This is a genomic window from Bacillus sp. B2-WWTP-C-10-Post-4, assembly GCF_009183805.1.
GTDB classification, from domain to species: Bacteria; Bacillota; Bacilli; order Bacillales; family Bacillaceae_G; genus Bacillus_A; species Bacillus_A cereus.
In genome coordinates this window covers 1-25,857 of record NZ_WEII01000065.1, presented here as the reverse complement: position 1 = coordinate 25,857, position 25,857 = coordinate 1, and the positions used below count along the sequence as shown (strand labels likewise).

Here is a 25,857-nt window from a genome sequence, read left to right as displayed (position 1 = left end):
CCTCAAAAGCCATACCTATATCAAAATATCTTTTAAATTGTTGAATAAGTCCATAATTATGGGAATGAAAAACTTTAGCTTCTGCACAATAATAAACTTTTTTATTACTAAAAATTGATTTAGCTGCAAAAATCATATCCTCATTAAGGATAACTTTCGTTGGAAATTTTCCTAACTGTAAAAACCAATCTCTTTTATATGCACTACATACATTAGAATTAAAGAAAGTCTTTACTCCCATTTTTTCAATTGAGTCCTTATTTTTTGCTATCGAAACCTTTGGATAATTAAATGATCTAGCGAATTTTTCTAAAAGATTCGCATCTTCCCTTGGAATTTGCCTTGCATAACTTACAACTATCTCTTCATCTCCTAAGGAATCTACCAATTTGGATATTAATTGATTATCACAAGGTATAGCATCCTGTGTCATAAACAATAAAATATTCCCTTTCGCTAGTGAAGCCAAATAATTGCGTGTCCCCCCATGATCAAAGTCTTGATTATTAATTGATTTTACAATCGTTTCAGGGAATTTTTCCTCTATAATTGAAATCGTTCTGTCTTTAGATGCAGAATCTACAATGATAATTTCTAACTCTTGATTATTTCTTAAATCTTGATTATATAACCTAGTTAACAAATCATATATGTACTGTTCCGCGTTATAAGTCGGTATTAATACAGAGATTTTATTCATCTATTCAATATGCTCCTTTTCTCATTATTACATGTACCATTGTTAAAAAGATTATTTTCATGTCAAACAAAATAGAGCAATTATAAATATAATGGAGTTCTAATTCTACTCTCTCTGGGTATCCTACATCACTTCTACCACTTACTTGCCAATAACCTGTAAGACCTGGCTTTACAGATAAAAATTCATCTTTTCTTTTACCATACTCTATTAACTCTTCTTGGACTACTGGTCTTGGGCCAACAAGGCTCATATCACCTTTTAAAACATTTAAAAACTGTGGCAGTTCATCTAAACTAGTCTTTCTTAAAAACTGTCCTACTTTTGTTATGCGTGGATCTTCACTTGGTTCTAATTTGTAATTATTATCTATGTATTTTCTATATAATATTTCATTTCTCTTTAATTTTTCTTCCGCATTTACAATCATTGATCTAAATTTATAAATATAAAATTCTTTTCCATTCTTCCCCATACGAATCTGTTTAAAAAAGATAGGCCCTTTATTATCCCCTGTCATATATAAAATTGAAATTAAAAGAAATATTGGAGAAAAAATTATTAATCCCACTATAGCCCCAATGAGATCCATAGTTCTCTTTAAACATAAATATATTCCACTAGATTTTTTTACCTCCAATGTACTTCCTTCCAATGGCTCACTAACTATTTCACGACTATCCAAATATATCACCTTTCCCTTATGCGTGTAATTTTTCCCTTTTTATAATCTCATTCATGTACTTTATTAATTCTTTATTTAAATTTGCATGCTGAAGTGCCATCTCAATAGTTGTCTTAATAAATCCAAATTTCTCCCCAACATCATAACGAGTACCTTCGAAGTCATATGCAAATACTCGTTGAATTTCATTTAATCGTTGAATCGCATCTGTTAATTGAATTTCCCCACCAGCACCTGTCTGCTGATTTTCAAGGAACATAAAGATTTCTGGCGTTAACACATAACGACCCATAATTGCTAAATTCGATGGTGCTGTACCTTCTGCTGGCTTTTCAACAAATTGTCGCACTTGATAACGACGGTCATCTTGTTCAACTGGGTCAATAATACCGTAACGATGAGTTTCATTTTCTGGTACTGTTTGTACACCTATAACAGAAGACTGTGTACCCTCATATTGATCCATCAATTGACGTAAACATGGTGTTTCTGCTTGTACAATATCATCACCAAGTAATACTGCAAATGGTTCATTTCCAATAAACTTACGTGCGCACCACACTGCGTGTCCTAGACCCTTTGGTTCTTTTTGTCTTATGTAATGAATATTAATTTTTGAAGATGCTTGTACTTTTTCAAGCATTTCATACTTCCCTTTTTCTAAAAGGTTTTGCTCTAATTCAAAGGAATGATCAAAATGATCTTCAATAGCACGTTTACCTTTTCCAGTAACAATAATAATATCTTCAATTCCTGATTCTATCGCTTCTTCTACTATGTATTGAATTGTCGGTTTATCAACGATAGGTAACATTTCTTTCGGCATCGCTTTCGTTGCTGGTAAAAATCTTGTCCCAAGACCAGCCGCTGGAATAATTGCCTTTCTTACTTTTTTCAATTATAACCCTCCGCATTTTAATATTTATATGTAGCAATAACAAAAACCCTATCTATGGAGTCATAGTTATAACTCCATAGGTAGAGTTTCTACCATAAATAAATTATGGGCATCTAACCCATCCTCACGTCATACTCCCGACGACAAGCGTCTAAGGTAGGTTCGAAATAAAATTTTCTACCCACAGCACGACCGAGTGCCCCCGTTGATAACGGTTAGGAGGCATCACCAATTTTTCATTTAAAAAATACCGAACAACTTTTTACGGCGAATTTGTTCTGGATCTTCTTTATAAATTGCTTTTCCACTAATTAATAAATATGGATTCTCTTTTAAATCACCCATAACATTCGTCCCAAATTCTTTCTCAATTAGTTCATAGCTTTCTGCTAAATGAAATCCTCTTGAAGTTGTGTTATGTGCATCTGAAGCCACCATATGTGTTAAATTATGTTCTACAAGTTGAAGTGAAAACTTTTTAATTTTTTTACCGAATTTCCCTAATAAACTACCTGCCGTTATTTGCGTTAATGCCCCTTTATTTACAATGTTATATAACTTATCTGGCCGCTCGATTAACTCGGCATTACGTTCCGGGTGAACAATAATTGGGATCATTCCTTTTACACGTAGTTCATATAATAGTTGTTCTGCATAACGAGGTACGTGATTCGACGGGAATTCAATGAATATATATTTATTTGTTTCATTTAAAGTAACGATTTTACCAGATTCATAGTCTTCTAATAAATCACCATATAATCTGACCTCTTGCCCCGGTAAAATAGTAAGTGGGATATTATGTTGTTGTAGTTCATCATTTAATTGTTTTACGTGATGAATAATTGAGGTACGTTCGTTTACATATTTGCCATTTTGGTGGTGCGGCGTTGCGACAATTGTATGTATTCCTTCTGCTACGGCTTGTTGTGCCATTGCTAAACTATCTGTTACTGTCTGTGCACCATCATCGATACCAGGTAAAATGTGACAATGTAAATCTATCATTTGTTTCATCCTCCCTCTCTCCTATAAAGATCTTTTTTCCCTTGAATATGAGAGATTTCTCATGTTCAAGGGAAAAAAGGAGATATGTTTTTACCATATCTCACTTTAAAACTAGTTTGCACCGTAATAATAATATAAGCCTTGTTCACGTTCACGGTCGTTTAGAACAACACCTAACAATTTACCTTTTGCAGACTCCAATAATCCTTTTGCTTTTACTGCTGTTTCTTTCTCTGTTGATTCACTACGAACAACAAGAACAGAAGCATCACATACATTTGCCATAATTTGCGCATCGGTTACAGCTAAAATTGGTGGCATATCAAAAATAACTAAATCATACATACTGTATGCTTGTCCAAGAAGTTCCTTCATTGACTTTGAACCTAACAATTCGGCCGGGTTTGGTGGGATTGGACCACAAGCTAAAAAGTGTAGATTATCAACTAATGTTGTTTGTACACATTTTTCTAAACGTTCACTATGTGTTAATACGTTCGTGAGTCCAAAAATATTATCTACTTGGAACATTTGATGCATTGCTGGTTTACGCATATCTGCATCAATTAATAATACTTTCTTTCCTTGTTGTGCAAACACAACTGCCATATTCGCTGTCGTTGTCGTTTTCCCTTCACTCGGATTCGCAGACGTTACCATTAATGAATGTAAATTTGTATCAATAGCTGCAAATTCAATATTCGTTCGAATATTACGATATTGTTCTGAAATTGGTGATTTCGGTTGTTGATGAGCAATTAATTGACGGCGTTGACGATGATTCTTTTTCTTTTTAAATAAATTAAGAGCCAATTGTTTGTCCCCTCACTTTTCTTGATGATGGAGCGTGTGATTTCACGTTCATTGTTTCTTCATCCATACGAGCTACAATACCTAACACTGGTAAACCAAGTAAATTTTCTACATCTTCTTCTTTTTTCACTGTGTTATCTAAGTATTCAAGTAAGAATGCAAGACCAACTGAAGCTATTAAACCAACAATGAAAGCAATTGCTACATTAAGCATAGGAGCTGGTTTAATCGGAGATTGATTTTCTGTAACTTCTGCTTTAGATATTACTGTTACGTTATCAACGTTCATAATTTTTGCAACTTCACCTTTAAATACATCTGCAGTTGCATTAGCGATATCACGAGCTATTTTAGGATCTTTATCCTCAGCTGTTACAGCGATTACTTGTGAATCCTTTTCATTCGCAACATTAACCTTTTTTGTTAACTCTTGCGCTGTCATATTTAAATTTAATTTTTCATTCACTTGTTCTAAGATTACTGGGCTTTTAATAATAACCTTATATGTATTCGTTAATTGAATATTCGTTTGAATTTCACCAGCTTGGAACATTGCCCCCTCTTGTTTCTTCTGGTTAACAAGAATTTGCGTCGAAGATTGATAGATTGGTGTCATAAAGAAGAAGCTAATAATAGCACTTACTATTGCTGCACCAAAGGCAATTACGAGGATCATTGCTAAACGTTTTTTAAAAATATGAAATAACTCTTTTAAACTAATTGTTTCTTCCATAAGTTCCTCCAACTTTCTAAAATTTACACATAGGAAAAATTATAACATATAAATCTTACATTTTTTATTTTTAATAATTCAGTTCTATATTTGTTCATAACAAACAAGTATAATCTTACAAAATAATCTTAAATATGACAACACATTCCAATGGTTTTCCAAATTATTTATCATATCACGTTTTTTATGCTATGTAACTTGAGAAATAAATTTCAAAATGAGAAAAAAAGCCAACAAGTATTTCTTATTGGCTTTTTTCTATTTTAGTAATAACCATACTGCTCTTTTTCTTCTCTTTTATCGTTCAAAACAACACCTAGTAGTTTTCCTGATGCTTTATCTAATATTTGTTTCGCTTTTACGATTTTATCTTTTTCCGTCTTTTCACTTCGTACAACGAGTACGATTCCATCACATTTATTCGCTAGTATTTGTGCATCCGTAACCGCAAGGACAGGTGGTGTGTCGATTAATATAATATCAAACATGTTATATGCTTCTAGCAACGCCTCGTCCATTGCCCGGCTCCCTAATAGTTCTGCTGGGTTTGGCGGGATTGGACCTGCTGCCATTAAGTATACGTTCTCTATATCTGTTTTTTGAATGCATTGCATAAGTTTTGCTTGTCCTGATAATAAGTTCGTTAATCCATTTGAACTATGAATGGTAAATAAGTTTTGTATCGTCGGCTTCCGCAAGTCAGCTCCAATTAATAAAACTTTCTTTCCTTGTTGTCCGAAAACAACTGCTAAGTTTGAGATTGTCGTTGTTTTCCCATCACCTGGATCGGCTGAAGTAACAATAATAGAACGAACATGATTATCTACAGATGTAAACTCAATGTTTGTACGAATGTTACGGTATTGTTCTGTAATACGCGATTTAGGCTCTTTATGTGTAATTAATTGTCGTAATGGTTTTCTTTTCTTTCTCCCGAACATATTCATAATCTCCTTTTGTGAAATGCGACATTTCCCTTTTCTCTCTCTTATGCTCGATTTCATACGTCTAATTAATTTTTTGCTGTTTTCCCCATATTTCATCATAATCAATAACATTCTACTTTGTCTTATTTAAGTACCTTAACAATATGACAATGCCCTTATTTCTTTATTACCTTTATCACTTATCCTGTTTTCTAGATAAACAATAAAGTAAGTATATGGTAATTACCATATATTTACAAGTAATTTTCTGATTAGTTTGTATATTATCACTTCATCGTTATATAGCAGAAATAAAAAACCCCCTTGTCTTTTCACAAGGAGATTTTTTTATTACTATCTATTCTTTTTTATCACCAATCGCAAATGTAATTTCTGCCTCACATGCAACTTCACCATCTACTGTTGCGATTGCTTTTCCTTTTCCAATTGGGCCGCGTACGCGTGTCATTTCTACTTCTAGACGAAGCTGATCACCTGGGCGTACTTGTTTTTTGAAACGGCAATTGTCGATACCTGCAAAGAAAGCAAGTCTCCCGCGGTTTTCTTCTTTCTTTAATACTGCAACTGCTCCTACTTGCGCTAATGCTTCTACAATAAGTACACCAGGCATAACTGCATAGTCAGGGAAGTGTCCGTTAAAGAATTCTTCGTTTGCGGATACATTTTTAATCCCAACCGCTCTTTTTCCTTCATCTACTTCTAATATTTTATCAACAAGTAAAAATGGATAGCGGTGAGGAATGATTTCTTTAATTTGTTCTATATTTAGCATGTAACAATCGCCCCTTTTGTAATATTGGTCTTACCACTTGGACATATTGCTATTATCCCATTTTGTTTATTGTTTGTCATTACAAAGTAACATTTTATATTTAGCACAACTTCCTAAAAAAAATGCACACACTCTATTCCATTAAAATAGTTGCACATTTTTGCAACTGACACGGAGGTGGAAAAGAGTGTATGCCCAAATTAGGGAAAGGCAATATGTATTGAAACATTATTTGCCTTAATGTCGTATTCGACTCATTATATTATAAACGTTTTCAATTAAGGAAATATTAAATTTAACCATATATATGAATATTTTACCTGTTTCCTTCATATTTCTCTATTTTCCTTCCATTTTCGCAAAAAAACAAAATAAAAAAATATAAAAACGAAAAAAAGAACTAAGGCACCAGCCTTAGTTCTTTCAAATTATCTCAAAGCACGCTTTGGTAATCTGTCGATATTCTCTAACATAATACCTGTACCAACCGCAACGCAGTGCATTGGGTTTTCAGCAATTAATACTGGTACTTTTAGTTCTTCTGCTAGAAGCATGTCGATACCGTGTAGTAAAGCTCCACCGCCTGTTAGAATAACACCGCGGTCGATGATATCTGCAGATAATTCTGGTGGTGTGCGCTCTAATACACCTTTTGCAGCTTGTACAATAACAGCTGCATTTTCTTTTAATGCTTCTGTAATTTCTTCAGAGCATACTGTAATTGTACGTGGTAAGCCTGTTACCATGTCACGTCCGCGAATTTCAAGTTCTTCGCTACGTGCACCTGGGAATACTGTACCAACTTTAATTTTAATATCTTCTGAAGTACGTTCTCCGATTAATAGCTTATACTTACGTTTAATATAGTTTAAGATCTCCATATCAAACTTATCGCCAGCCATTTTGATAGAGGAAGAGGTAACAATATCACCCATAGATAGTACAGCGATATCTGTTGTACCTCCACCAATATCAACAACCATGTTACCGCTTGGTTGGAAGATTTCCATACCAGCACCAACTGCGGCTACTTTTGGTTCTTCTTCTAAAAATACTGTTTTACCACCTGAACGTTCAGCAGCTTCACGAATTGCTTTTTGTTCTACCGATGTAATATTTGTTGGACAACAAATTAAAATACGAGGTTTTGAAAAGAAGCTCTTTACGTCCAATTTGTTAATGAAATACTTTAACATTGCTTCTGTAATTTCGAAATCTGCGATTACACCATCTTTAAGTGGACGAATTGCTACAATATTACCAGGCGTACGTCCCACCATGCTTCTCGCTTCTTCACCTACTGCTAATACTTTACCACTATTACGATCAATCGCCACAACAGATGGCTCATTTAATACAATACCCTTACCTTTAACATGAATTAATACGTTAGCCGTACCTAGGTCAATTCCGATATCTCGCGCAAACATTCCCGTTTTTTCCTCCTCGATATTCAAAATCAGGTTACACCCGAATTCTTTTCACCTAATTTCTGATTTTATCATAAATTTAACAGAAACGTAATATTCGCAAAAAGAATTCTTCTGAAAAATATTACCGAATGTGAACGGAATGTTTGCTACCGTAACATTATTGACGTACAGGCTTCTCTACATCTTCTTTTCTATACTTTTGTTTTGTTGCTTCTCCCCCTCTTAAATGACGAATAGACTTATGATAATCAAGAATTTCTTTCACTTCATTTGCGAGCTCTGGATTAATTTCTGGTAGACGTTCTGTTAAATCTTTATGGACTGTACTCTTTGATACCCCAAATTCCTTTGCAATGACACGCACTGTCTTTCTTGTCTCCACGATATACTTACCAATCTTGATAGTTCTCTCTTTGATGTAATCGTGCACACCACTCGCCTCCCTAATTTGGATGTGAGAAGGGTGAAATGAGCCTCGCTGCATACGACTAAGAAGTAAGTGTGAGTGCTGTTTGTAAGCGTTAAACATTCTTGGATTTATAATGAAATGATTCACGATTTCTCACCTCAAACACTCTCTTTGCTTTGGTTTATACCATTGTATTGCCCGCACTACTGATATATGCTACATGTTCACTATTTTTGCGGACTAAGTTAAGAAAAATTACGTTTTTTGTGAGAAATACGTTAAAACTGACTATTATAGCGAAAAAAAATGACACCTTATATATAAGGTGTCATTCTTCTCGTTCCAATTCTTCTTCTAACAATTGATGGTGGGGAACCTCTTTCTTACCGGCAATGTAATAATATAAAGTGAATAAAACAAACAATAAAATAATAGCAGTCGACAGAACAAACAAAAATGACACAGTATCCCCTCCCTTTTGTAATATATATTCGAGAATCTCGTCATTTTTCCTTGTTATTGCAACTTTTTTCTCGAAATTGAGTATTTTTATATAAAAATAAAAAAATCAGCTCCCCTAGTGGGAACTGATTTTTTCACTTTCTTATTCTTGTGAAGAAGAATCGTTAGATGATTCTGTAGAACCATTTGTTGATTTTTCTTCTTTCTTCGGTTCTTCTTTTTTGTCACTAGTTGAACCGCTTGTTGATTTCTCTTCTTTTTGAGACTTGTCTTCTGTTTTACTTTCAGGTTTCGTGCTCGTTGACTTCTCTTCTTTTTGAGATTTGTCATCAGCTTTTTTACCAGAAGCATTCGTAGCCTTTGCAGCACCTGCATCAGCTTTAATTTCTGTTACTGATTTATTTAAGTAACGTTCAGGGTTCACAGCCACATTGTCTTTACGTACTTCAAAGTGAACGTGAGAACCTGCCTCTTTATTCATTGCACTTAGACCGGATGTTCCTAATACTTCACCTTGTGCAACTCTTGCACCTTTTTCTACTTTCACACTGCCTAAGCTTTGATAAGATACCGCTACACCATTTCCACTATCAACTGTTACAACATAACCAAGAAGTGAATCTTTTTCAGCTTTCGTTACTGTACCACTTAAAGCAGCAGCAACATTGAATTCTTTTCCATTCTTCGCAGCAATGTCAATTCCTTTATTCGGGGAATATGTGTTGTTATAAAAGACAAGTGCTTTTTCTTGTTCCGCCTCAGTTGCTGCATCTTCATAGAATTTCTTCTGTACGACTACTTCCGCATTCGCGGCAGCTGGCATTTTCACTACTTCTGAAGATTTTGTTACTGGTACTGCTGGATCTTCCGATTGTGTATACGGTGTTGCTTGATCGTGGTTTGGAGTCTTCTTCGGATTAGCTCCTTGGAACCATAGCGCAACCATTAAGATTACCGCTGCACAAGCAATGTATAGTGCCGGAAACACCCATCTTTTTTGAAATAAATGTACTACCTTTTGCGACTTTTTATTATTTCTTCCTCGCATTCCATCATCACCTCAGCAATCATTTTGAACAATATTCACGTATCCTATACAACGTATAACTAATTACTTTTCGACAAAATCTGTAAAAATATGTATGAGAATTGCAAAATTTCCGAGGAAATGATAGAAAAAAGAAAAAACTGAGCACTTTTGACTCAGTTTTTAATCTAATTGTTTCTTTTTATATACGATTAAACATACAAAGAGCGATATAATAAGCCAAACTGCAACATTTAATACATGCCCACTAATACTACCAAATCCCGCCCCACCTACTAAACTGTTAAGTGCTTTCACAATATGAGATGTTGGAAGATATCCAATCATCGTCTTAATTACTTTATTTTCAACCATTGGCTCAAACTGTACAGCCAAATACATCGTCATTAATATCGGCATTCCAATTATTGATGTTTGTGGTACAGATGCAGCTAACAATCCAATCATTGTTCCAATCACAATAAATAAAATTGTTCCACATAAGAAAATAAATCCTAGCAATAATAGATTTCCACTGAATTGATCCAAAATAAATAAGTTCACAATACAAATGCCCAATGTCAAACATGCTGTTAATATACTTTTTCCAAGTAGAACTTCAACCGAAGATGCCGGTGATAGCATTAATACACGCAATGTATGTTTTTCTTTTTCTTCTGCAATTACCATAGATTGAACAAAGCCTGCGACAAATAGGAAGGCCGTTATAGTAGTAATGCCTAACATTTCCTTTCCCGCTCCAAATCTGCTAAACAAAAATGAAAGTATAATTGGTAAAAATGCCATTAACAACACTTGTGAATTTGTCTTAAAATCTTGTACTTCTTTTCTAAAAATAGCTGATACACGTCTCATTGAAAATGTCATTATAATCCCCTCCCAGTAACTTCAATAAAAATATCGCCTAAAGTTGGTTCGTGTGAATGAATGGATAGTAATTCTCCTTTGTTCATCCATTCTGAAATACGTTTTGCACCTAATTCATCTTTTTGTACCGTTTCTTTCTTCTTATCCTTTAACACGACTTGTATTTGATCTTTCGCGTATTGTAAGCGAAGGTTCTCCGGTGTATCAAGTGCTACAATTTCTCCGCCACACAGGAAGGCAATGCGGTTACAAAGCGTTTCTGCTTCGTCCATGTTGTGAGTCGTTAAGAAAATCGTCGTTCCTTCTTTATTTAAGTCTTTTAAGATTTTATGAATGTTTTGTACGTTTACTGGATCAAGTGCAGATGTTGGTTCGTCTAAGAAAAGGATATCTGGTTTATGAAGGATTGCTCTTGCTAGTGTGACGCGTTGCTTCATTCCCTTTGATATTTTTTTTACTGGTGTTTTTTTATCATCTAATAAATTCACTTGTGCTAGTACTTCATCGATTCGTTCTTTTTTGCAATCATATAAGTCACAAAATAATAGTAAGTTATCATAAATGCTAAGTCTTTCATATAAGCCGCTGTTATCTGTTAAAATACCAATTCGTTTGTAATCGATGCTACTTGGTCCTGTAATATCTTTCCCTAATACTCTTACCGTTCCAACACTATGAAGCAATTGAGAAGTTAAAATTTTTACTGTTGTCGTCTTACCAGATCCACTCGGTCCAAGGAATCCGAATATCTCTCCTTGCTTCACCTCAATATTTACATTTCGAAGTGCCGTTTTTCCACTGAAACTTTTCATTACATCTTTCATTTCAATTGCCAATGTCATTTCTTCATCCCCTTTGTTTTTCTTCTTTATAGATGAAAGTCGCTTTAGCGCTTTTCGTTCGTTTGTTTCGCTTTTCTTGACTCAATCATATGAAAAACAAAGGGTAGGCGCATTAAAATACCGGTAAAAGGAGTATTTTTACCGGTGAATGAATCGCATGTTGAGCTTATTGGAGCACTTTTATAGTCCAATAACACCTTTTAATTCATCCATTCGTCCTTTTGAAAGCGGGATTGAACTTTTTCTTTCGTCGTCTAAAATTAAGCTAAAACTGTTACGAGTCCAAGTAATCACTTCTCGCACTCTTTGTAAATTCACAAGGTACGAGCGATGACATCTAAAGAAACCAAAACCTGTTAACCTTGCTTCTAGTTCACCTAATGTTAAAGCGCATACGAAATCTCCTTCACGAACGTGAATATGTGTTACTCCGTTTTGTGTTTCAATGAAATGGATTTCCATCGGATCAAGTAAAATGATTTTATCGTTCACTTTCGCAGGTATTCTTTCTAACTTCATTTGCGGAATTATTTGAACGACCTTCTCTTCATCGACTTCTTCCACTTCCTCTTGTTCAATTTCTACTTTTTTCACACAATCGTTGTTTAATATGTATACATCCTCTGTTAACGAAAGGGCATCCGATAGGAAAGATGACGTAATAAAAATTGCCTTTCCTTGTTCTTTCATTTTCATAATTGCTTTTCGAATAATAACCGTACTCTCTATATCTACATTTTGCTCCGGTTCTTCCAAAATGATTAAATCCGGATTATGAATCATCACTCGCCCAATATGAAGACGACGCTTCTCTGAAAATGATAGTTTTTCTATTTTAACGTTTAGCTTATCTAGGAGACCAACAGACTGCACAACTTCTTCTATACTTATCTTTGATTCATAAAGCCCTATTAAAAACTTAAAGTATTCCTTCACCTTCAAACGATCATATGCTTCATCCTTCAAAAAACAAAAGCCTATGCGGGAATAATTTTTCTTTCCAATTGCTTCCCCTTCAAACAGTACGTTGCCAGTTGAAGCTTCTTCTTGACCAATAATAATGCGGTGTAACACTTTAGCTGTATGATTATTGCATTGCAAAACAATACATTGCCCTTTTTCAACCTTTAGCTCCATTTCCGGTAACTGGTTCGCCTTCCCTAACTGTTTCAACTCTAGTAACGCCATTTCATTTCCCCCAAATGCCTTTTTATCCTATTATATCAAACAGTTAATGGAAAATTATGATATTTTAAACAGAAAAAAATAGGTGCCAGAGTTCTGACACCTATTTCTTCACCATCAGTTTTCCTTCATAATCATTCATCGTCTTTATTTCAACGCCTTTATAGTAATGAGCGACGATATCTGTATATTTCTTTCCTTCCGCTGCCATGCCGTTCGCCCCGTATTGACTCATACCAACGCCGTGACCGAACCCTTTCGTCGTAACGATGATTTTATCTCCTTGTTGTTTCCACGTGAAATCAGAAGAACGTAAATCTAACTTTTCACGAACTTCTTTTCCTGTTAATGTTTTTCCTTGAAAAGCTACATCCTTTACGCGCTTTCCTTCCGTAAGGTCTTTAATATTTCCAACCTTCCCGTCTGCTAGCACTTTCACACCGAGACGTTTTTGAAAATCAGCTACTGTAAATGTTTGCTCGCTCGTAAACTTTGGAGAGGCTTGATCCCACGGACTATCTACACTTTTCAAGTACGGATAATCATTTCCCCAATAGTCAGCTGCATTTTCTGTTCGGCCATTACTCGTTGAAAAGAAGGATGCTGAAATTGGTTTTCCATCATACGTTAAAACTTGTCCTGCTGTTTTCGAAACGGCTTCTTCGATTTTCTTCAAATTATTTTCGTAGTTATTACCCCATTGCTTCTTCAATTCATCTTTGCTTTTGTACACTTGATCTTTCACCGTATCTGTCACGTCCGCATTATTTTTCTTTCCTCCGCTTAGCATACGTTGTACTACAAATGTTCTCGCTGCTAATGCCTGCGCCTTTAGTGCCTCTATTTCAAAACTGGCATTCATCTCAGAAGCTACTACACCTGTCACATACTCCTCCACTGGTAATGTTTCTACCTTCTTCTGTTTTTCGCGATATACAGCAACTTGAACAGCTGTATCTACTTTTCCTGGAGCTGGTATGCTTTCTATCGCTGGAGGAGTTTTAGAGGCCGTTTCTTCCCCTACTTTTGCTTTCGCAAATGGAATAACAAGGGCTGCAGGTACAATGATAACGAGCGCTATTAAGAGCGCTACTGTAATAAAAAGTGGCTTTGAAAATTTCATCCTATTTTCCCCCAATATAAAAGCTTTACTCCATTCATTCTTATGGAACAACTCTTTCTTTTAGAACATACTTAAGGGGAAGAGTATAAAACAGAAATTTTCTAAATATTTTTACTGGTACGTGCATAAGTATAGAATTTATTGACTATAACAGTAATAACCCAAAAAAATAGCCCCTATGTCAAAAGACATAGAGACTATTTCAATTAAGCGTGAAGATCAGAAACTTCTTGTTCTTTCACTTCTTCTACTTTTTCGTTTACACGTTCAATAGTTGCACCTAATGCAGCTAATTTCTTATGGAAGTTTACATAGCCACGGTCAAGATGTTTTAACTCAGTTACACGAGTATAACCTTCTGATACTAAACCAGCTAAGATTAATGCAGCTGCAGCACGTAAGTCAGTTGCTGCTACTTCAGCACCTTGTAAGCTGTTTGGACCGTTCATAATAACAGAACGACCTTCAATTTTAATATCAGCATTCATACGACGGAATTCTTCAACGTGCATAAAGCGGTTTTCGAATACCGTTTCTGTAATCATGCTTGTTCCATCAGCTTGTAGTAATAATGCCATCATTTGTGATTGCATGTCTGTTGGGAAACCTGGGTGAGGCATAGTTTTAATATCAACCGCTTTTAACTTATCTGGGCCGATAACACGTACACCTTCGTTTTCCTCAATAATTTTAACACCCATTTCTTCCATTTTCGCTGTAATTGAGCGTAAATGTTCAGGTACAGCATTTTCAATTAAGATGTCTCCACCAGTAATTGCTGCTGCAACCATGAATGTTCCCGCTTCAATACGGTCAGGAATAATAGAATGGTTTGCACCATATAATTTATCAACGCCTTCGATACGAATCGTTCCAGTTCCAGCTCCGCGTACTTTCGCTCCCATCGCATTTAAGAAGTTAGCTAAGTCAACGATTTCTGGTTCTTTCGCTGCGTTTTCAAGAATTGTTGTCCCTTTTGCTAATGTAGCTGCAGACATAATGTTTTCTGTCGCGCCTACGCTTGGGAAGTCTAAGTAGATTTTAGCTCCTTTTAGTTCTCCCTCAACATATGCCTCAACAAAACCGTTACCAACCTGTACTTTTGCTCCCATTGCTTCGAAGCCTTTTAAATGTTGGTCAATTGGACGTGAACCAATTGCACATCCACCAGGAAGTGCAATACGAGCACGACCGTTACGTGCTAATAATGGTCCCATTACTTGAACAGATGCACGCATTTTACGTACATATTCAAATGGTGCTTCAATGTTTAGTTCTTTAGAAGAATCGATTGTTACTTGATTATTTTCAAATACGACTTCAGCATTTAAATGACGTAATACCTCATTAATTGTGTATACATCAGACAAAACTGGTACTTCAGATAGTACATTCTTTCCATCACTCGCTAATAGGGCTGCAGCGATTATAGGTAATACAGCATTTTTTGCGCCCTCAACACGCACTGTGCCGTTTAACCGCTTTCCGCCACGGACGATGATCTTTTCCAAATTATTCCCCTCCGTGTCCTTTTTTCAGTATCTATTCACTCAATACTCAGAAGTTATGATCGGTGTGCCAACCACAATTGTATCTTTGTTGTCTGTAGAACGTATTGCTATTTGCACATTTATTTTCTCTCTATTTGTTGAAAGAGCGTCATCCCACTTTTTATTGTATGCGGAGACTGACACAAATGCTCTTTCTTCTACTTGTTCGATCGCTCTTGCTGAAAGATCTTTCAAAACCTGATTGGTTTTATTTTGCAAAACACCTTCAATCTTATCATTCAGTACACCTTGAACACAAGTGTAAATTATAGGTTTTTCACTAAAAATTTTATTCATGTTTTGAACATACTTCGGGTCCCATTTCGCCCCACTTACTTCAAAGATAATGAAAGTGTTTTCTTTAGTATTTTCTTTACTCCAAGTTACTACTACTCGTTCTTCATAAGAAGAAAGCTTTTTATAGGATGTAGCTTTATATCCATCTGGAGATTGCTCTACTTCCCACTTTTGAATATTTGCTTTTTCCTTCACATCGTTTAACAACTTTTGAAACGTATGTATGTTAGAAATTGTTTTTGTTTCTCTCGCTAACCATGACCATTTTTCTACTTTAGCATCATTTTTCTCTAAAGCCTTGATCATGCTCTCCATTTTCTGTTCATCGCTTATCGGTTTCATCTCTCTATATCCAACCAAAAATAAAACAACACTAAGTGCAACAATAAGAATGGCTTTAAGCTTCAATTTCATCCCCTCCTATCCCCATTGTTAACGGAGATTTGAGGTTCTATACACTTACTTTACTAAATACGTTAAACTCTTCGAATAGCCTAAATAATCAAGGAAAAAGTTACTTACAGATGTCCCAATTGCAATTGTAATTAAGATGAGTAATACTCGCGTCTGCAGCACTTTTCCGGACTTCATTAAACGCTCAATGTGAATGCCTTGTAAGGCCCACCACGTAATGGTAATAAACAATAAATGCGAAACAATGGCAATCAGTGCTTGTTGCCCTAAAAGTTGTGCCAAAAAATCGACCCCTTTTTACTCAGCTACTACTTATGAAAGAATATAAAAACGATACCATAATAAGTAGGAGCTACACTTTTTCAAATGCACATAGACATCTTACATTTTACATCGTGATTTTCTTTCCAAAAACGTATATCTACATTACAAGTTAACACAAAATAAAAAGCGCAGAGTACTGACTCCACACCTTTTATTTTCACTATTGTACCACGTTCCCTAAGAAGAAGAAATCTTTCATTAATGGAAAATATTCATAAAAGAAATTGTACCCAATCATCGGCATAATCCCTAGTATTACAATCGAAATTGCACAAAGACTCATAACAACCTTTATATTTAACGGTAACCGTATCCTCTCTTCTGTCTCTCCTGTGCGGAAAAACATTTGTTGTAAAATACGGAAATAATATACGAATGAAACAACTGTCGTACCCATCATAATCGAAGCTAGTACGTAATGTGCTGGCTCTACATGAAGCGCGCCTAAAAAGATGTTAATCTTTCCAATGAAGCCAGCCGTTCCTGGTATCCCAGCCAGCGATAAAATAAAGATTGTCATCATAATCGCTGCAAATGGTGACCTTTTATATAAACCTGTGAAAATTGTTATATTTTCCTCATCATTTTGTAAGATTAAGCCGTGGATGATAGCAAATGCACCTATATTCATAAGCATGTATGCCAGCATATAAAACCACATGCTATCCATCGTAAATGGTGATAATGCTACAAGTGGAACGAGTAAATACCCTGCATGAGCAATGCCCGAATAAGCAAATAAACGCTTTATATTGTATTGTTTTAACGCGACTACATTCCCAACAATCATCGTAATACTTGCTAGCACCGCAATATATATACTCATATGCCCATATAAAGATTGCATATCTCCTTGTATTAATACACTTGCAAAAACCATAAGGAACAAACGAATAATGAGTAGGAAACCAGCAATTTTAGAAATCGTTCCAAGAAAAGCAGTAACTGGTGTAGCCGCTCCTTCATATACATCAGGTGCCCACATATGAAACGGCACTGTGGCAATTTTAAATGAGAGACCGACTAGCAATAAAAGAAATGCAAGAGCTAACAATAACTGAATACCACTAGCGAGTTCCCCAGTGAGTACCTTTTGCATATCTACAATGTTAGTTGAACCTGTAATACCGTATAAATAACTCATTCCGAAGAGCGTAATCGCCGTTCCAATTCCTCCGCTAATGACGTATTTCATTGCCGCTTCATTTGATGCACAGCTCTTTTTTCGTATTCCTACTAAAATATAAGAAGAAAGTGAAAGTAACTCCAAACCAACGAAAAGGGTAATAAAATCAACACTAGAAGCCATGAACATCGCACCAAGAAGTGCCATTAAAAATAAGTAATAATATTCACCCTTATCTTCAATTGGATTCTTCTTATCATCGCTCATTGCGGTGCATAAAATGAGAGCTGAGGCACCTAATAGCAACGTTTTAAACCCTTTTGAAAATCCATCTAACACAAACGATCCATTTAAAATATCTCCTGCTGGTTCGCTATATAGAGTAATTAATGACACGATTGCCAATACGATGGCAGCAATCGCACCAAAAGCTACATATCTATGGTTCAGCTTAAAAAACAAATCACATATGGAAAGAAGGATGGCGGCGCCGAGAATAATAAATTCTGGCACCATTAGATGCCACGATAAACTAAGTAACGTATTCATATCCATCCTACTTCACCCCCAATGTTTTCAATGTATTTTGAAGCGGATCCCCTAGTATCTCTGGCATAACTCCAATTGCAATAATACAAAAGATAAGTAGTAAAACAGGGACATACTCCCATCCGTGTATATCAGTTTTTGCTTCCCACTCTTTCTTTCCAAATGTCACTTGAAGTGTCGCCCTTAATACATATACAGCGGTTAAAATGATGCCAATCACACCGACTGCAGCAATGACGGGCTCTCCTTGAAATAAACCGAGAAAGGCAAGAAATTCACTAACAAACCCAGACATCCCTGGTAATCCAAGCGAGGCCATTCCTCCTGCTAAAAAGAATCCGCTAAGTATCGGTACACTTTTCGCAAGTCCGCCTAGCACCGTAATATCCGAAGTTCCAAATCGTTGTTCTATAACACCCAGTAGGAAGAATAGCAAGGCTGCAATTAAACCATGTGATACAACTTGGAATAGCGCTCCTTGTGTACCAGGTGCATTAAGTGACGCAAGTCCCATTAACACAATTCCCATATGCGAAATACTAGAGTAAGCCAGTACTTTCCTAAAGTCCGTTTGGATGAGCGCTAAAAAGGCACCGTATAATAAATTAATTACGCCTAATATAGCAATTAGCGTTGCAACATCGTGAAAATATTCCGGGAATAGCCCTTTCCCGAAGCGAATAATACCGTATGCTCCAATCTTTAGCAAAACTCCAGCATGAAGCATAACTACAGCTGGATGCGCTTCTATGTGTACATTGACCATCCAGCGGTGCAACGGAAAAACAGGTAGTTTAATTGCAAAAGCAATCATTATGGCAATAAATACACTAAGCTGCAAACTACTTGGGATGACGAGTGCTCCCTCTGCGTTTATACTTCTTAATATCTCTTTCAGCTCCACAATATTTGTTGTACCTGTTTTCGCGAACAAAATTGAGAAAACAATGAGCAAAATAGCTGAGCCAATACCGTTATATATTAAATAACTATACGCAGCCTTTTCACTCGACAATTTTCCCCACTTTCCAATTAATAAGAACATTGGTGGCAACGTAATTTCAAAGAAGATAAAAAACAACATTAAGTTTTGAGCAGCAAAGACGCCGAGCATTCCTATTTCTAGCATAAGTAACAGCATATAAAATGCTTTTAAATTTCTTTTAATAGAAAAGGCTGCAATTGCTGCAAGCATCGCTAGAAGAGCCGTCAGTACCATCATGACAAGCGACAAACCATCAATACCGAGCTCGTAATAAATAGAAAACCACCTTTTATCTACCGCTGTGAAATCGCCGAACTTAATCCATTTCACCTTCTCATCAAATAGGGACAAATTCTTTCCAGAAGCATATGTACAAGCGAGGACGATAGCGATTCCAAATGGAAGTGCCGTCCCAAATAAGCCAAGCGCTCGCACTGTACGCAATTCCTTTTTCGGTGTTAATACAAGCAATAAAATTCCTAAAAGCGGGGAAAAAATGAAGAACGTTAACAACAAATCATTCATCGTAAATCCCCTCCCGTATAGAGCAAAATAATGACGAGTACAGCGAGCGAAACCGCCGTTACAGTACCGTACACTTGTACATTCCCGTTTTGAAGTTTCGATCCAAGATTACTTGTGCCTTTAACTACACTTCCAATTAAAACTGCAATTCCTTCGACTACATACACTTCAAATAAGCGAAGCACATGAGCGATTCCTTTCGTAATAGGGATCACCGTCATGTTGTATAGTTCATCCACATAATATTTTTCTTTCAAAAGATTATAAAGAGATGTTTCCGTACCCCCAGCCCAATCTCTAGAAATTGATTTCTTGCAATATATGAAATATGCAAGAGCGATTCCCGCAAATGAAACGAGTGTCGCAACAATCATAATCCAAACTGGTCCATGCGCTTCTTCAACCTTAAACCCTACATCTTTCGTCAACCAATCTCCGAGAAATGTCCCAAACCATGGTGTATTTATATATCCTGCCACTACCGCAAGAACGCCGAGAACAATCATTGGATACGTCATAACGCGAGGCGATTCATGCACTTCTTCCTTCGTCTTCGTTTCTCCAGTAAAGACAAGAAAGTATAGGCGGAACATATAAAATGCTGTTAAAAACGCCGCAATTACCGCTAAAGTAAATAAAACGTAATTGCCATTCATCCACGTCGCCGCTAAAATTTCATCTTTGCTGAAAAAACCGGAAAGCAGCGGAACACCGCTAATGGCAAGGGTACCTATTAAAAATAGCGTACCAGTTACTTTCATCTTCTTCTGTAAACCGCCCATTTTATTAATGTTTTGCGTATGCACAGCATGAATTACACTTCCTGCCGCCAAAAATAATAGTGCTTTAAAAAAAGCGTGTGTCGTTAAATGGAATATACCAGCTACATAACCGGCAGAACCTAACGCGAGCATCATATACCCGAGCTGGCTAACTGTAGAATAAGCAAGCACCCTCTTTATATCTGTTTGCACAAGACCAATAGAGGCCGCAAAGATTGCAGTGAAAGCTCCAACGATTGCCACTGTCTGCATCGCCACTGTACTTGCTGAAAATAGAGGGAACATCGTCGCTACTAAATATACGCCAGCTGCCACCATCGTCGCCGCGTGAATAAGTGCCGAAACGGGCGTTGGCCCTTCCATTGCATCTGGCAACCACGTATGAAGCGGGAACTGACCTGATTTTCCCATCGCCCCGATAAAAATTAATATCGCTGTTATTGTAATCATGTAAGGAGGTAGATCCCCTGTATAAATCGCCCTAAATATTGCGTCATATTCAAAACTACCTGCGTACCAAAAAATTAAAATCATCCCGATAAATAAACCAACATCCCCAATACGGGTCATAATAAAAGCCTTTTTTGCAGCAGCCTTCGCTTCTTCTTCAAAGAAATAAAAACCGATAAGTAAAAATGAACCAAGGCCAACTAATTCCCAAAATATATAAAGCTGTAATAAATTCGTTGATATAACAAGCCCTAACATCGCAAATGTAAAGAGTCCTAAATATGCGTAAAAGGTTGGTAATCGTTCATCACCTTTCATATAACCTTTCGAATACACATGTACAAGTAGACTCACAAGCGTCACGATAAATAACATTAAAGCTCCTAATGCAGTCACTTCAAAGCCGAATGATATATCCACATCTCCAGCTCTAAGCCACACCCACTTATGCTTCACGCTTGCTTCTGAAAACCTTTCTATTAACACAAGTACCGCAAGTATAAAGGAGAGAAAGACGAAAAAAATACTAAGTACGCTGCTTCCTTCTCTAATTTTCTTCCCGAATATAATGAGTAACAAAAACGAAACGAGTGGGAAAAGCGGTATGAGCCATGCATAATCGATCATTGTTTCCTTCCCCCTTTTTCGGTCACAATGCTATCCTTTAAGCGTATCCATTTCATCCACCTGAACTGTCGTACGATTGCGATATAAAGCAATTAAAATAGCGAGTCCTACCGCCGCTTCCGCTGCCGCTACAGCCATCGTAAACAGTGAGAAAATTTGACCTGTTAAATTCGGAAATAAGCCTAATTTACTAAACGCCACTAAGTTTAAATTGGCAGCATTCAGCATTAATTCGATACAAACTAATACGATTACTGTATTCCGCTTTGTTAAAGCTCCAAATAGACCGATGCAAAACAAAATAATCGCAAGTGTTAAATATGCAGAAGCTGGAACGCTACTCATTGGAATCCTCCTCTTTCTCATCCTTTTTCGCAAGTACAATCGCGCCAACGAGTGCTACAAGTAAAATAACTGAAGTTAGTTCAAATGGGATAATATATTTTGAATAGAGAAGCGTACCGATTTGAAGTGTGTTGTTTTCATGGAGAGGTAAACTTCCTTGTGTGCTTTCATTTGCAAAATCAATATTATTAACAGCGAAATACATAACCGCTCCAAATGCTACAACTGCAAAGAAGATAATCCATTTTCGAAGAGTAAGACGCGATTCATTTTCCGCGTTATGTTTCGTTAACATAATGCCGAAAATCATAATAATTGTGATTGCACCAGAGTAAAGTAAAATTTGTGCAACGCCTATAAATTCAGCTGATAAAAGAAAATACAAACCTGCAATGCTGAGAAATGTCAGAACGAGAGCTAGCATCATGTGCATAACTTTCGTTAAGTTCAACATAAGAACACCGCCGATAATTGCAGACAAGGATAGTATAAAGAATGCTACAAACTCGCCATTCATGCCTTGTTCTCCTTCCTGACGTTTTCGTCGTTTTCGTCAAGCCACTGCAAATTTTTAAATAAGTCATCACGTGAATATTCCGCGAGTTCAAAGTTATTTGTCATGACAATTGCCTCTGTCGGACAAACTTCTGTACATAAATCACAAAGAATACAAATTTCAAAATTAATATCATACGTGTCGATAATTTTTCCTTTTTTCGTAGGATCCGGATGTTTCTTTCCTGTTAACTGAATACAGTCTGTCGGACAAATGTTAGAGCACTGATTACAAACAATACATTTCTCCGGATAAAATTTTTGAATTCCACGAAAACGGTCTGGCAACGGCAACGGTTGATTTGGATAATCATACGTTACCTTCTTCTTGCTCAAATTACTTAATGTATATTTTAATCCTTTAAATAGTCCTTTCATCTCTTACTGGCACCCCCCTCATAGATTAGAAGAATAACTCCTTAATCAATGCCGTTAAGAAAATATTTGCAAGTGCAATCGGCAATAATACTTTCCAACCAAACTCCATTAACTGGTCACCTCTTATACGCGGGAACGTAACGCGGAACCAAATTAATAGAAAGACTACACTGCTAAATTTCAAAGCAAACCATACGGCACCTGGGATAAATCCAAGAAACATGACTGGATTCCATCCGCCTAAAAAGAGCACTGTAATTAACGATGCCATCCCGAAGAAATATACGTACTCTGAAAGCATGAAAAACGCCCAGCGAAAACCTGAGTATTCCGTATGATATCCAGAAACAAGTTCTGACTCCGCTTCTGGCAAATCGAATGGCGTTCTATTTAACTCTGCAACTGCTGCGATTAAGAAAACGACGAAGCCAATTGGCTGTACGAAAATGTACCAAACCTTCTCCTGCGCCGCTACAATCTCATTTAAATTCAGACTACCAGCTAGCAAAACGATACCAATTACACTCATTACGAGCGGAATCTCATAAGAAATCATTTGCGCCGCCGCACGCATTCCTCCTAAAAGGGAATATTTATTATTCGATGCCCATCCCCCAGTTACAACACCTATCGTCGTAATACCGGAAACAGCAATATAATAAAGTAGCCCAACTCCAATATCTGCAAATTGAAATTTATCAGTGAACGGGATAACCGCAAGCACCATAAATGCTGGTGCAAATGCAATGACAGGTGCTAATATAAACAGCGGTTTATCTGCTGCTTTCGGAATACTATCTTCTTTCAATAATAGTTTTAAAACATCAGCTACCGTTTGCAGTAAACCAAATCGGCCTCCAACCTGGTTTGGGCCAATCCGCCCTTGCATAAACCCCATCACTTTCCGTTCTGCCAAGATTCCATATGTAACGAAGCCAAGGACTGCAAATAGTAGAAGTACCGCTAATCCGAAAAAAATGAAGAAATTCGTCCAGCTTGAAGGTGATTGTAAGAGCGTCTCAATCATTAGCCATCAACCTCCCCAAGTACAATATCAACTCCACCTAAAATCGTAATTAAATTAGCGATGTTTTCACCTTTCAATAACTTCGGTAAAATTTGCAAGTTATAAAAAGATGGCCTACGAAACTTCAAACGGTACGGCTCTTTCTTTCCGTCACTAGCGATATAACACCCAATCTCTCCGCGCGGCGATTCGATACGTACAAATGCTTCTCCCTTAGGTGCCTTAATAATTTTTGGTACTTTTGCCAGCACAGCTCCATCTTTCGGGAACTGCTGAACCGCTTGCTCAACAATCTTTAAAGACTCCTCGATTTCTTGCATTCGGCAAACGTAGCGATCCCAAGCATCTCCCACGCTTCCAACAGGAATATCAAAATCAAAACGATCATAAATCGAATACGGCTCATCTTTGCGAAGATCCCAGTTTACTCCAGTGCACCGCAAATTTGCTCCGCTTAAAGAATACGAAATCGCTTCTTCCGCGCTATATATACCAACGCCTTTCACACGATTTAAGAAAATCTCATTACCGCTAACAAGATCATGATAACCTGCCAGTTGCTCTCTCATATACGGAACAAACTCTTCCACCTTTTCAATCCAACCATCTGGCGCATCCCACTTCACACCACCAACTCTCATATAGTTAAAAGTAAGCCGTGCCCCGCATAATTCATTTAATAAATTTATAATCATCTCTCGTTCACGAAACGCGTACAAAAACGGGCTAACCGCTCCTATATCAAGAAGATTCGTCCCCCACCAAACGAGATGGCTCGCAATTCTTCCTAGCTCCATCGCAAGTACTCGCAAGTATTCGGCACGCTCTGGAATTTCAAGCCCCATCATCGTCTCTACAGCATGGCAAATGACGTAATTATTCGTCATAGCTGATAAATAGTCCATTCGATCTGTATAAGGGATAATTTGCGTATACTGTAAGCTCTCAGCGATCTTTTCCGTCCCGCGATGTAAATACCCAATAACAGGTGTAGCTTCTTTAATAATTTCCCCGTCAATCTTAATTACGAGCCTGAACACACCATGTGTACTCGGATGCTGAGGTCCTACATTCAAAAGCATCTCTTCCGTGCGGATCATAGCTACACCTCCACATCATACGGTTCATAGTCTTTTCTAAGCGGATATCCTACCCAATCCTCTGGCATTAAAATACGTGTTAAATTCGGATGCCCTTTAAATATAATGCCGAGCAAATCGTATGCTTCTCGCTCCGGCCAGTCAGCCCCTTTCCAAAGCGCTGTCACAGATTCGACTTGCGGCGTTTCCCGGTCTAGCTTTACCTTCACCGCTACCGATTGTTTCTTGCCATATGAAAACAAATGAACATACACTTCCATATGTGTCACAAAATCCGTCGCATGTAGCTCTGACATATAATCAAAAGCAAGTCCCTCATGGAATCGCAGTGACTCCATCACTTCATAATATTTTTCGGGATCCACCACAAGAGTTGGCACATCCTTTGACAGTTTATTAATGTAGGAATCTACTAATGCACCCTCTCCTAACTTCTCCCTAATAGCCTCAACATACTGATTTAAATACGGCTGATTTACGGACAGTTCTTCCTGCTTCGGCTCATCCTCTTTCTTACCTTCAGCCCCCTTTGTCTTCGCTCTTGCAGCCGCTGCTGCTTTCGCTTTTGCCGCTGCAATTGCCTTTGCCTTTTCATCTCCCGAATCCCCATCACCTTGCGAGGCTTTCTGCTTCGCCAATGCTGCCGCTTTTGCCTTGGCCGCTGCCACCGCCTTCGCCTTGGCTTTCGCTTTTTCTTCTTCCGTTACTTCTTCTGTCCCTTCTCTTTTCTGCTTCGCTAACGCCTCCGCTTTTGCCTTGGCAGCTGCCGCTGCCTTCGCCTTGGCTTTCGCTTTTTCTTCTTCCGTTACTTCTTCTGTCCCTTCTCTTTTCTGCTTCGCTAACGCCTCCGCTTTTGCCTTGGCAGCTGCCGCTGCCTTCGCCTTGGCTTTCGCTTTTT

General features: G+C 37.2%; 28 protein-coding genes. All 28 read right to left on the bottom strand.

Annotated elements, in window-relative coordinates; genetic code table 11:
• A partial coding sequence (locus GBN78_RS21185; protein WP_152127680.1) for a glycosyltransferase family 2 protein occupies positions 1-700 on the bottom strand: 700 nt, incomplete at its 3' end.
• A gap of 4 nt (positions 701-704) precedes the next feature.
• The gene (locus tag GBN78_RS21180; protein WP_070184490.1) at positions 705-1,385 is read right to left on the bottom strand and encodes a sugar transferase; all 681 of its coding nucleotides are present in this window, start codon (positions 1,383-1,385) and stop codon (positions 705-707) included.
• A gap of 16 nt (positions 1,386-1,401) precedes the next feature.
• Positions 1,402-2,283, bottom strand: a complete 882-nt coding sequence (gene bpsC / locus GBN78_RS21175; RefSeq protein WP_070184491.1) for a UTP--glucose-1-phosphate uridylyltransferase BpsC — start codon at positions 2,281-2,283, stop codon at positions 1,402-1,404.
• 240 nt (positions 2,284-2,523) lie between these two features.
• Positions 2,524-3,291 (bottom strand): tyrosine-protein phosphatase, encoded by a 768-nt coding sequence (locus GBN78_RS21170; protein WP_070184508.1) that lies wholly within the window; start codon positions 3,289-3,291, stop codon positions 2,524-2,526.
• 111 nt (positions 3,292-3,402) lie between these two features.
• A complete protein-coding gene (locus GBN78_RS21165; RefSeq protein ID WP_030029444.1) occupies positions 3,403-4,104 on the bottom strand; it encodes a CpsD/CapB family tyrosine-protein kinase in 702 nt (233 codons plus the stop codon).
• Positions 4,094-4,837 carry a YveK family protein gene (locus tag GBN78_RS21160; RefSeq protein ID WP_030029446.1) on the bottom strand — a complete coding sequence of 248 codons (744 nt, stop codon included), beginning with the start codon at positions 4,835-4,837 and terminating at the stop codon, positions 4,094-4,096. The genes GBN78_RS21165 and GBN78_RS21160 overlap by 11 nt, the downstream gene beginning before the upstream one ends.
• A gap of 263 nt (positions 4,838-5,100) precedes the next feature.
• Positions 5,101-5,778, bottom strand: a complete 678-nt coding sequence (locus GBN78_RS21155) for a CpsD/CapB family tyrosine-protein kinase (RefSeq protein WP_070184492.1) — start codon at positions 5,776-5,778, stop codon at positions 5,101-5,103.
• Positions 5,779-6,121: 343 nt separating this feature from the next.
• Positions 6,122-6,556 carry a 3-hydroxyacyl-ACP dehydratase FabZ gene (fabZ, locus tag GBN78_RS21150; protein ID WP_000931959.1) on the bottom strand — a complete coding sequence of 145 codons (435 nt, stop codon included), beginning with the start codon at positions 6,554-6,556 and terminating at the stop codon, positions 6,122-6,124.
• Positions 6,557-6,984: 428 nt separating this feature from the next.
• A complete protein-coding gene (mreB, locus tag GBN78_RS21145) occupies positions 6,985-7,986 on the bottom strand; it encodes a rod shape-determining protein (protein ID WP_000457978.1) in 1,002 nt (333 codons plus the stop codon).
• 160 nt (positions 7,987-8,146) lie between these two features.
• The gene (gene spoIIID, locus GBN78_RS21140) at positions 8,147-8,419 is read right to left on the bottom strand and encodes a sporulation transcriptional regulator SpoIIID (RefSeq protein ID WP_000544012.1); all 273 of its coding nucleotides are present in this window, start codon (positions 8,417-8,419) and stop codon (positions 8,147-8,149) included.
• A 307-nt stretch (positions 8,420-8,726) separates the two neighbouring features.
• Entirely contained in the window at positions 8,727-8,861 is a 135-nt protein-coding gene (locus tag GBN78_RS21135) for a hypothetical protein (RefSeq protein ID WP_000008903.1), read from the bottom strand.
• A gap of 141 nt (positions 8,862-9,002) precedes the next feature.
• Positions 9,003-9,908, bottom strand: coding sequence for a stage II sporulation protein SpoIIQ (gene spoIIQ / locus GBN78_RS21130; RefSeq protein WP_001214926.1), 906 nt, complete (start codon positions 9,906-9,908; stop codon positions 9,003-9,005).
• 162 nt (positions 9,909-10,070) lie between these two features.
• The gene (locus GBN78_RS21125; RefSeq protein ID WP_000144441.1) at positions 10,071-10,775 is read right to left on the bottom strand and encodes an ABC transporter permease; all 705 of its coding nucleotides are present in this window, start codon (positions 10,773-10,775) and stop codon (positions 10,071-10,073) included.
• Positions 10,775-11,617 carry an ABC transporter ATP-binding protein gene (locus GBN78_RS21120; RefSeq protein ID WP_070184493.1) on the bottom strand — a complete coding sequence of 281 codons (843 nt, stop codon included), beginning with the start codon at positions 11,615-11,617 and terminating at the stop codon, positions 10,775-10,777. The genes GBN78_RS21125 and GBN78_RS21120 overlap by 1 nt, the downstream gene beginning before the upstream one ends.
• A 180-nt stretch (positions 11,618-11,797) precedes the next feature.
• The gene (locus GBN78_RS21115; RefSeq protein ID WP_070184494.1) at positions 11,798-12,805 is read right to left on the bottom strand and encodes a LytTR family transcriptional regulator DNA-binding domain-containing protein; all 1,008 of its coding nucleotides are present in this window, start codon (positions 12,803-12,805) and stop codon (positions 11,798-11,800) included.
• A 100-nt stretch (positions 12,806-12,905) separates the two neighbouring features.
• Positions 12,906-13,925: a stage II sporulation protein D gene (spoIID, locus tag GBN78_RS21110; RefSeq protein WP_000672663.1), complete on the bottom strand. Its 1,020-nt coding sequence runs from the start codon at positions 13,923-13,925 to the stop codon at positions 12,906-12,908.
• A gap of 206 nt (positions 13,926-14,131) precedes the next feature.
• Complete coding sequence (murA, locus tag GBN78_RS21105; RefSeq protein WP_000411274.1) at positions 14,132-15,436, bottom strand: UDP-N-acetylglucosamine 1-carboxyvinyltransferase; 1,305 nt, start codon at positions 15,434-15,436, stop codon at positions 14,132-14,134.
• 39 nt (positions 15,437-15,475) lie between these two features.
• A complete protein-coding gene (locus GBN78_RS21100) occupies positions 15,476-16,180 on the bottom strand; it encodes a YwmB family TATA-box binding protein (RefSeq protein WP_000767916.1) in 705 nt (234 codons plus the stop codon).
• A 51-nt stretch (positions 16,181-16,231) separates the two neighbouring features.
• A complete protein-coding gene (locus tag GBN78_RS21095) occupies positions 16,232-16,468 on the bottom strand; it encodes a DUF1146 family protein (RefSeq protein WP_000057889.1) in 237 nt (78 codons plus the stop codon).
• Between the two features lie 202 nt (positions 16,469-16,670).
• The gene (nuoN, locus tag GBN78_RS21090) at positions 16,671-18,185 is read right to left on the bottom strand and encodes an NADH-quinone oxidoreductase subunit NuoN (protein ID WP_033667460.1); all 1,515 of its coding nucleotides are present in this window, start codon (positions 18,183-18,185) and stop codon (positions 16,671-16,673) included.
• A 7-nt stretch (positions 18,186-18,192) separates the two neighbouring features.
• Positions 18,193-19,695, bottom strand: a complete 1,503-nt coding sequence (locus GBN78_RS21085) for an NADH-quinone oxidoreductase subunit M (RefSeq protein WP_061655619.1) — start codon at positions 19,693-19,695, stop codon at positions 18,193-18,195.
• Positions 19,692-21,554, bottom strand: coding sequence for an NADH-quinone oxidoreductase subunit L (gene nuoL, locus GBN78_RS21080; protein WP_044585022.1), 1,863 nt, complete (start codon positions 21,552-21,554; stop codon positions 19,692-19,694). Before nuoL ends, GBN78_RS21085 begins: the two co-directional genes overlap by 4 nt.
• A 30-nt stretch (positions 21,555-21,584) precedes the next feature.
• Positions 21,585-21,899, bottom strand: coding sequence for an NADH-quinone oxidoreductase subunit NuoK (nuoK, locus tag GBN78_RS21075; RefSeq protein WP_000100079.1), 315 nt, complete (start codon positions 21,897-21,899; stop codon positions 21,585-21,587).
• On the bottom strand, positions 21,892-22,416 hold the full coding sequence (locus tag GBN78_RS21070) for an NADH-quinone oxidoreductase subunit J (RefSeq protein ID WP_001012811.1): 525 nt from the start codon (positions 22,414-22,416) through the stop codon (positions 21,892-21,894). The genes nuoK and GBN78_RS21070 overlap by 8 nt, the downstream gene beginning before the upstream one ends.
• Positions 22,413-22,832, bottom strand: coding sequence for an NADH-quinone oxidoreductase subunit NuoI (gene nuoI, locus GBN78_RS21065; protein ID WP_000677191.1), 420 nt, complete (start codon positions 22,830-22,832; stop codon positions 22,413-22,415). Before nuoI ends, GBN78_RS21070 begins: the two co-directional genes overlap by 4 nt.
• 25 nt (positions 22,833-22,857) lie before the next feature.
• Positions 22,858-23,859 (bottom strand): NADH-quinone oxidoreductase subunit NuoH, encoded by a 1,002-nt coding sequence (nuoH, locus tag GBN78_RS21060; RefSeq protein WP_000573426.1) that lies wholly within the window; start codon positions 23,857-23,859, stop codon positions 22,858-22,860.
• The gene (gene nuoD / locus GBN78_RS21055) at positions 23,859-24,959 is read right to left on the bottom strand and encodes an NADH-quinone oxidoreductase subunit NuoD (RefSeq protein ID WP_000621434.1); all 1,101 of its coding nucleotides are present in this window, start codon (positions 24,957-24,959) and stop codon (positions 23,859-23,861) included. The genes nuoH and nuoD overlap by 1 nt, the downstream gene beginning before the upstream one ends.
• A 2-nt stretch (positions 24,960-24,961) precedes the next feature.
• The coding region (locus GBN78_RS21050) for an NADH-quinone oxidoreductase subunit C (RefSeq protein ID WP_152127679.1) at positions 24,962-25,857 on the bottom strand (896 nt) is incomplete at its 5' end.

Coding starts and splice junctions, on each gene's coding strand:
- GBN78_RS21170 (WP_070184508.1), bottom strand. CDS start 3,291: ATGATAGATTTACATTGTCACATTTTACCTGGTATCGATGATGGTGCA.
- GBN78_RS21160 (WP_030029446.1), bottom strand. CDS start 4,837: ATGGAAGAAACAATTAGTTTAAAAGAGTTATTTCATATTTTTAAAAAA.
- GBN78_RS21155 (WP_070184492.1), bottom strand. CDS start 5,778: ATGTTCGGGAGAAAGAAAAGAAAACCATTACGACAATTAATTACACAT.
- fabZ (WP_000931959.1), bottom strand. CDS start 6,556: ATGCTAAATATAGAACAAATTAAAGAAATCATTCCTCACCGCTATCCA.
- mreB (WP_000457978.1), bottom strand. CDS start 7,986: ATGTTTGCGCGAGATATCGGAATTGACCTAGGTACGGCTAACGTATTA.
- spoIIQ (WP_001214926.1), bottom strand. CDS start 9,908: ATGCGAGGAAGAAATAATAAAAAGTCGCAAAAGGTAGTACATTTATTT.
- GBN78_RS21125 (WP_000144441.1), bottom strand. CDS start 10,775: ATGACATTTTCAATGAGACGTGTATCAGCTATTTTTAGAAAAGAAGTA.
- GBN78_RS21120 (WP_070184493.1), bottom strand. CDS start 11,617: ATGACATTGGCAATTGAAATGAAAGATGTAATGAAAAGTTTCAGTGGA.
- GBN78_RS21115 (WP_070184494.1), bottom strand. CDS start 12,805: ATGGCGTTACTAGAGTTGAAACAGTTAGGGAAGGCGAACCAGTTACCG.
- spoIID (WP_000672663.1), bottom strand. CDS start 13,925: ATGAAATTTTCAAAGCCACTTTTTATTACAGTAGCGCTCTTAATAGCG.
- nuoN (WP_033667460.1), bottom strand. CDS start 18,185: ATGAATACGTTACTTAGTTTATCGTGGCATCTAATGGTGCCAGAATTT.
- GBN78_RS21085 (WP_061655619.1), bottom strand. CDS start 19,695: ATGAATGATTTGTTGTTAACGTTCTTCATTTTTTCCCCGCTTTTAGGA.
- nuoL (WP_044585022.1), bottom strand. CDS start 21,554: ATGATCGATTATGCATGGCTCATACCGCTTTTCCCACTCGTTTCGTTT.
- nuoK (WP_000100079.1), bottom strand. CDS start 21,899: ATGAGTAGCGTTCCAGCTTCTGCATATTTAACACTTGCGATTATTTTG.
- GBN78_RS21070 (WP_001012811.1), bottom strand. CDS start 22,416: ATGAATGGCGAGTTTGTAGCATTCTTTATACTATCCTTGTCTGCAATT.
- nuoI (WP_000677191.1), bottom strand. CDS start 22,832: ATGAAAGGACTATTTAAAGGATTAAAATATACATTAAGTAATTTGAGC.
- nuoH (WP_000573426.1), bottom strand. CDS start 23,859: ATGATTGAGACGCTCTTACAATCACCTTCAAGCTGGACGAATTTCTTC.
- nuoD (WP_000621434.1), bottom strand. CDS start 24,959: ATGATCCGCACGGAAGAGATGCTTTTGAATGTAGGACCTCAGCATCCG.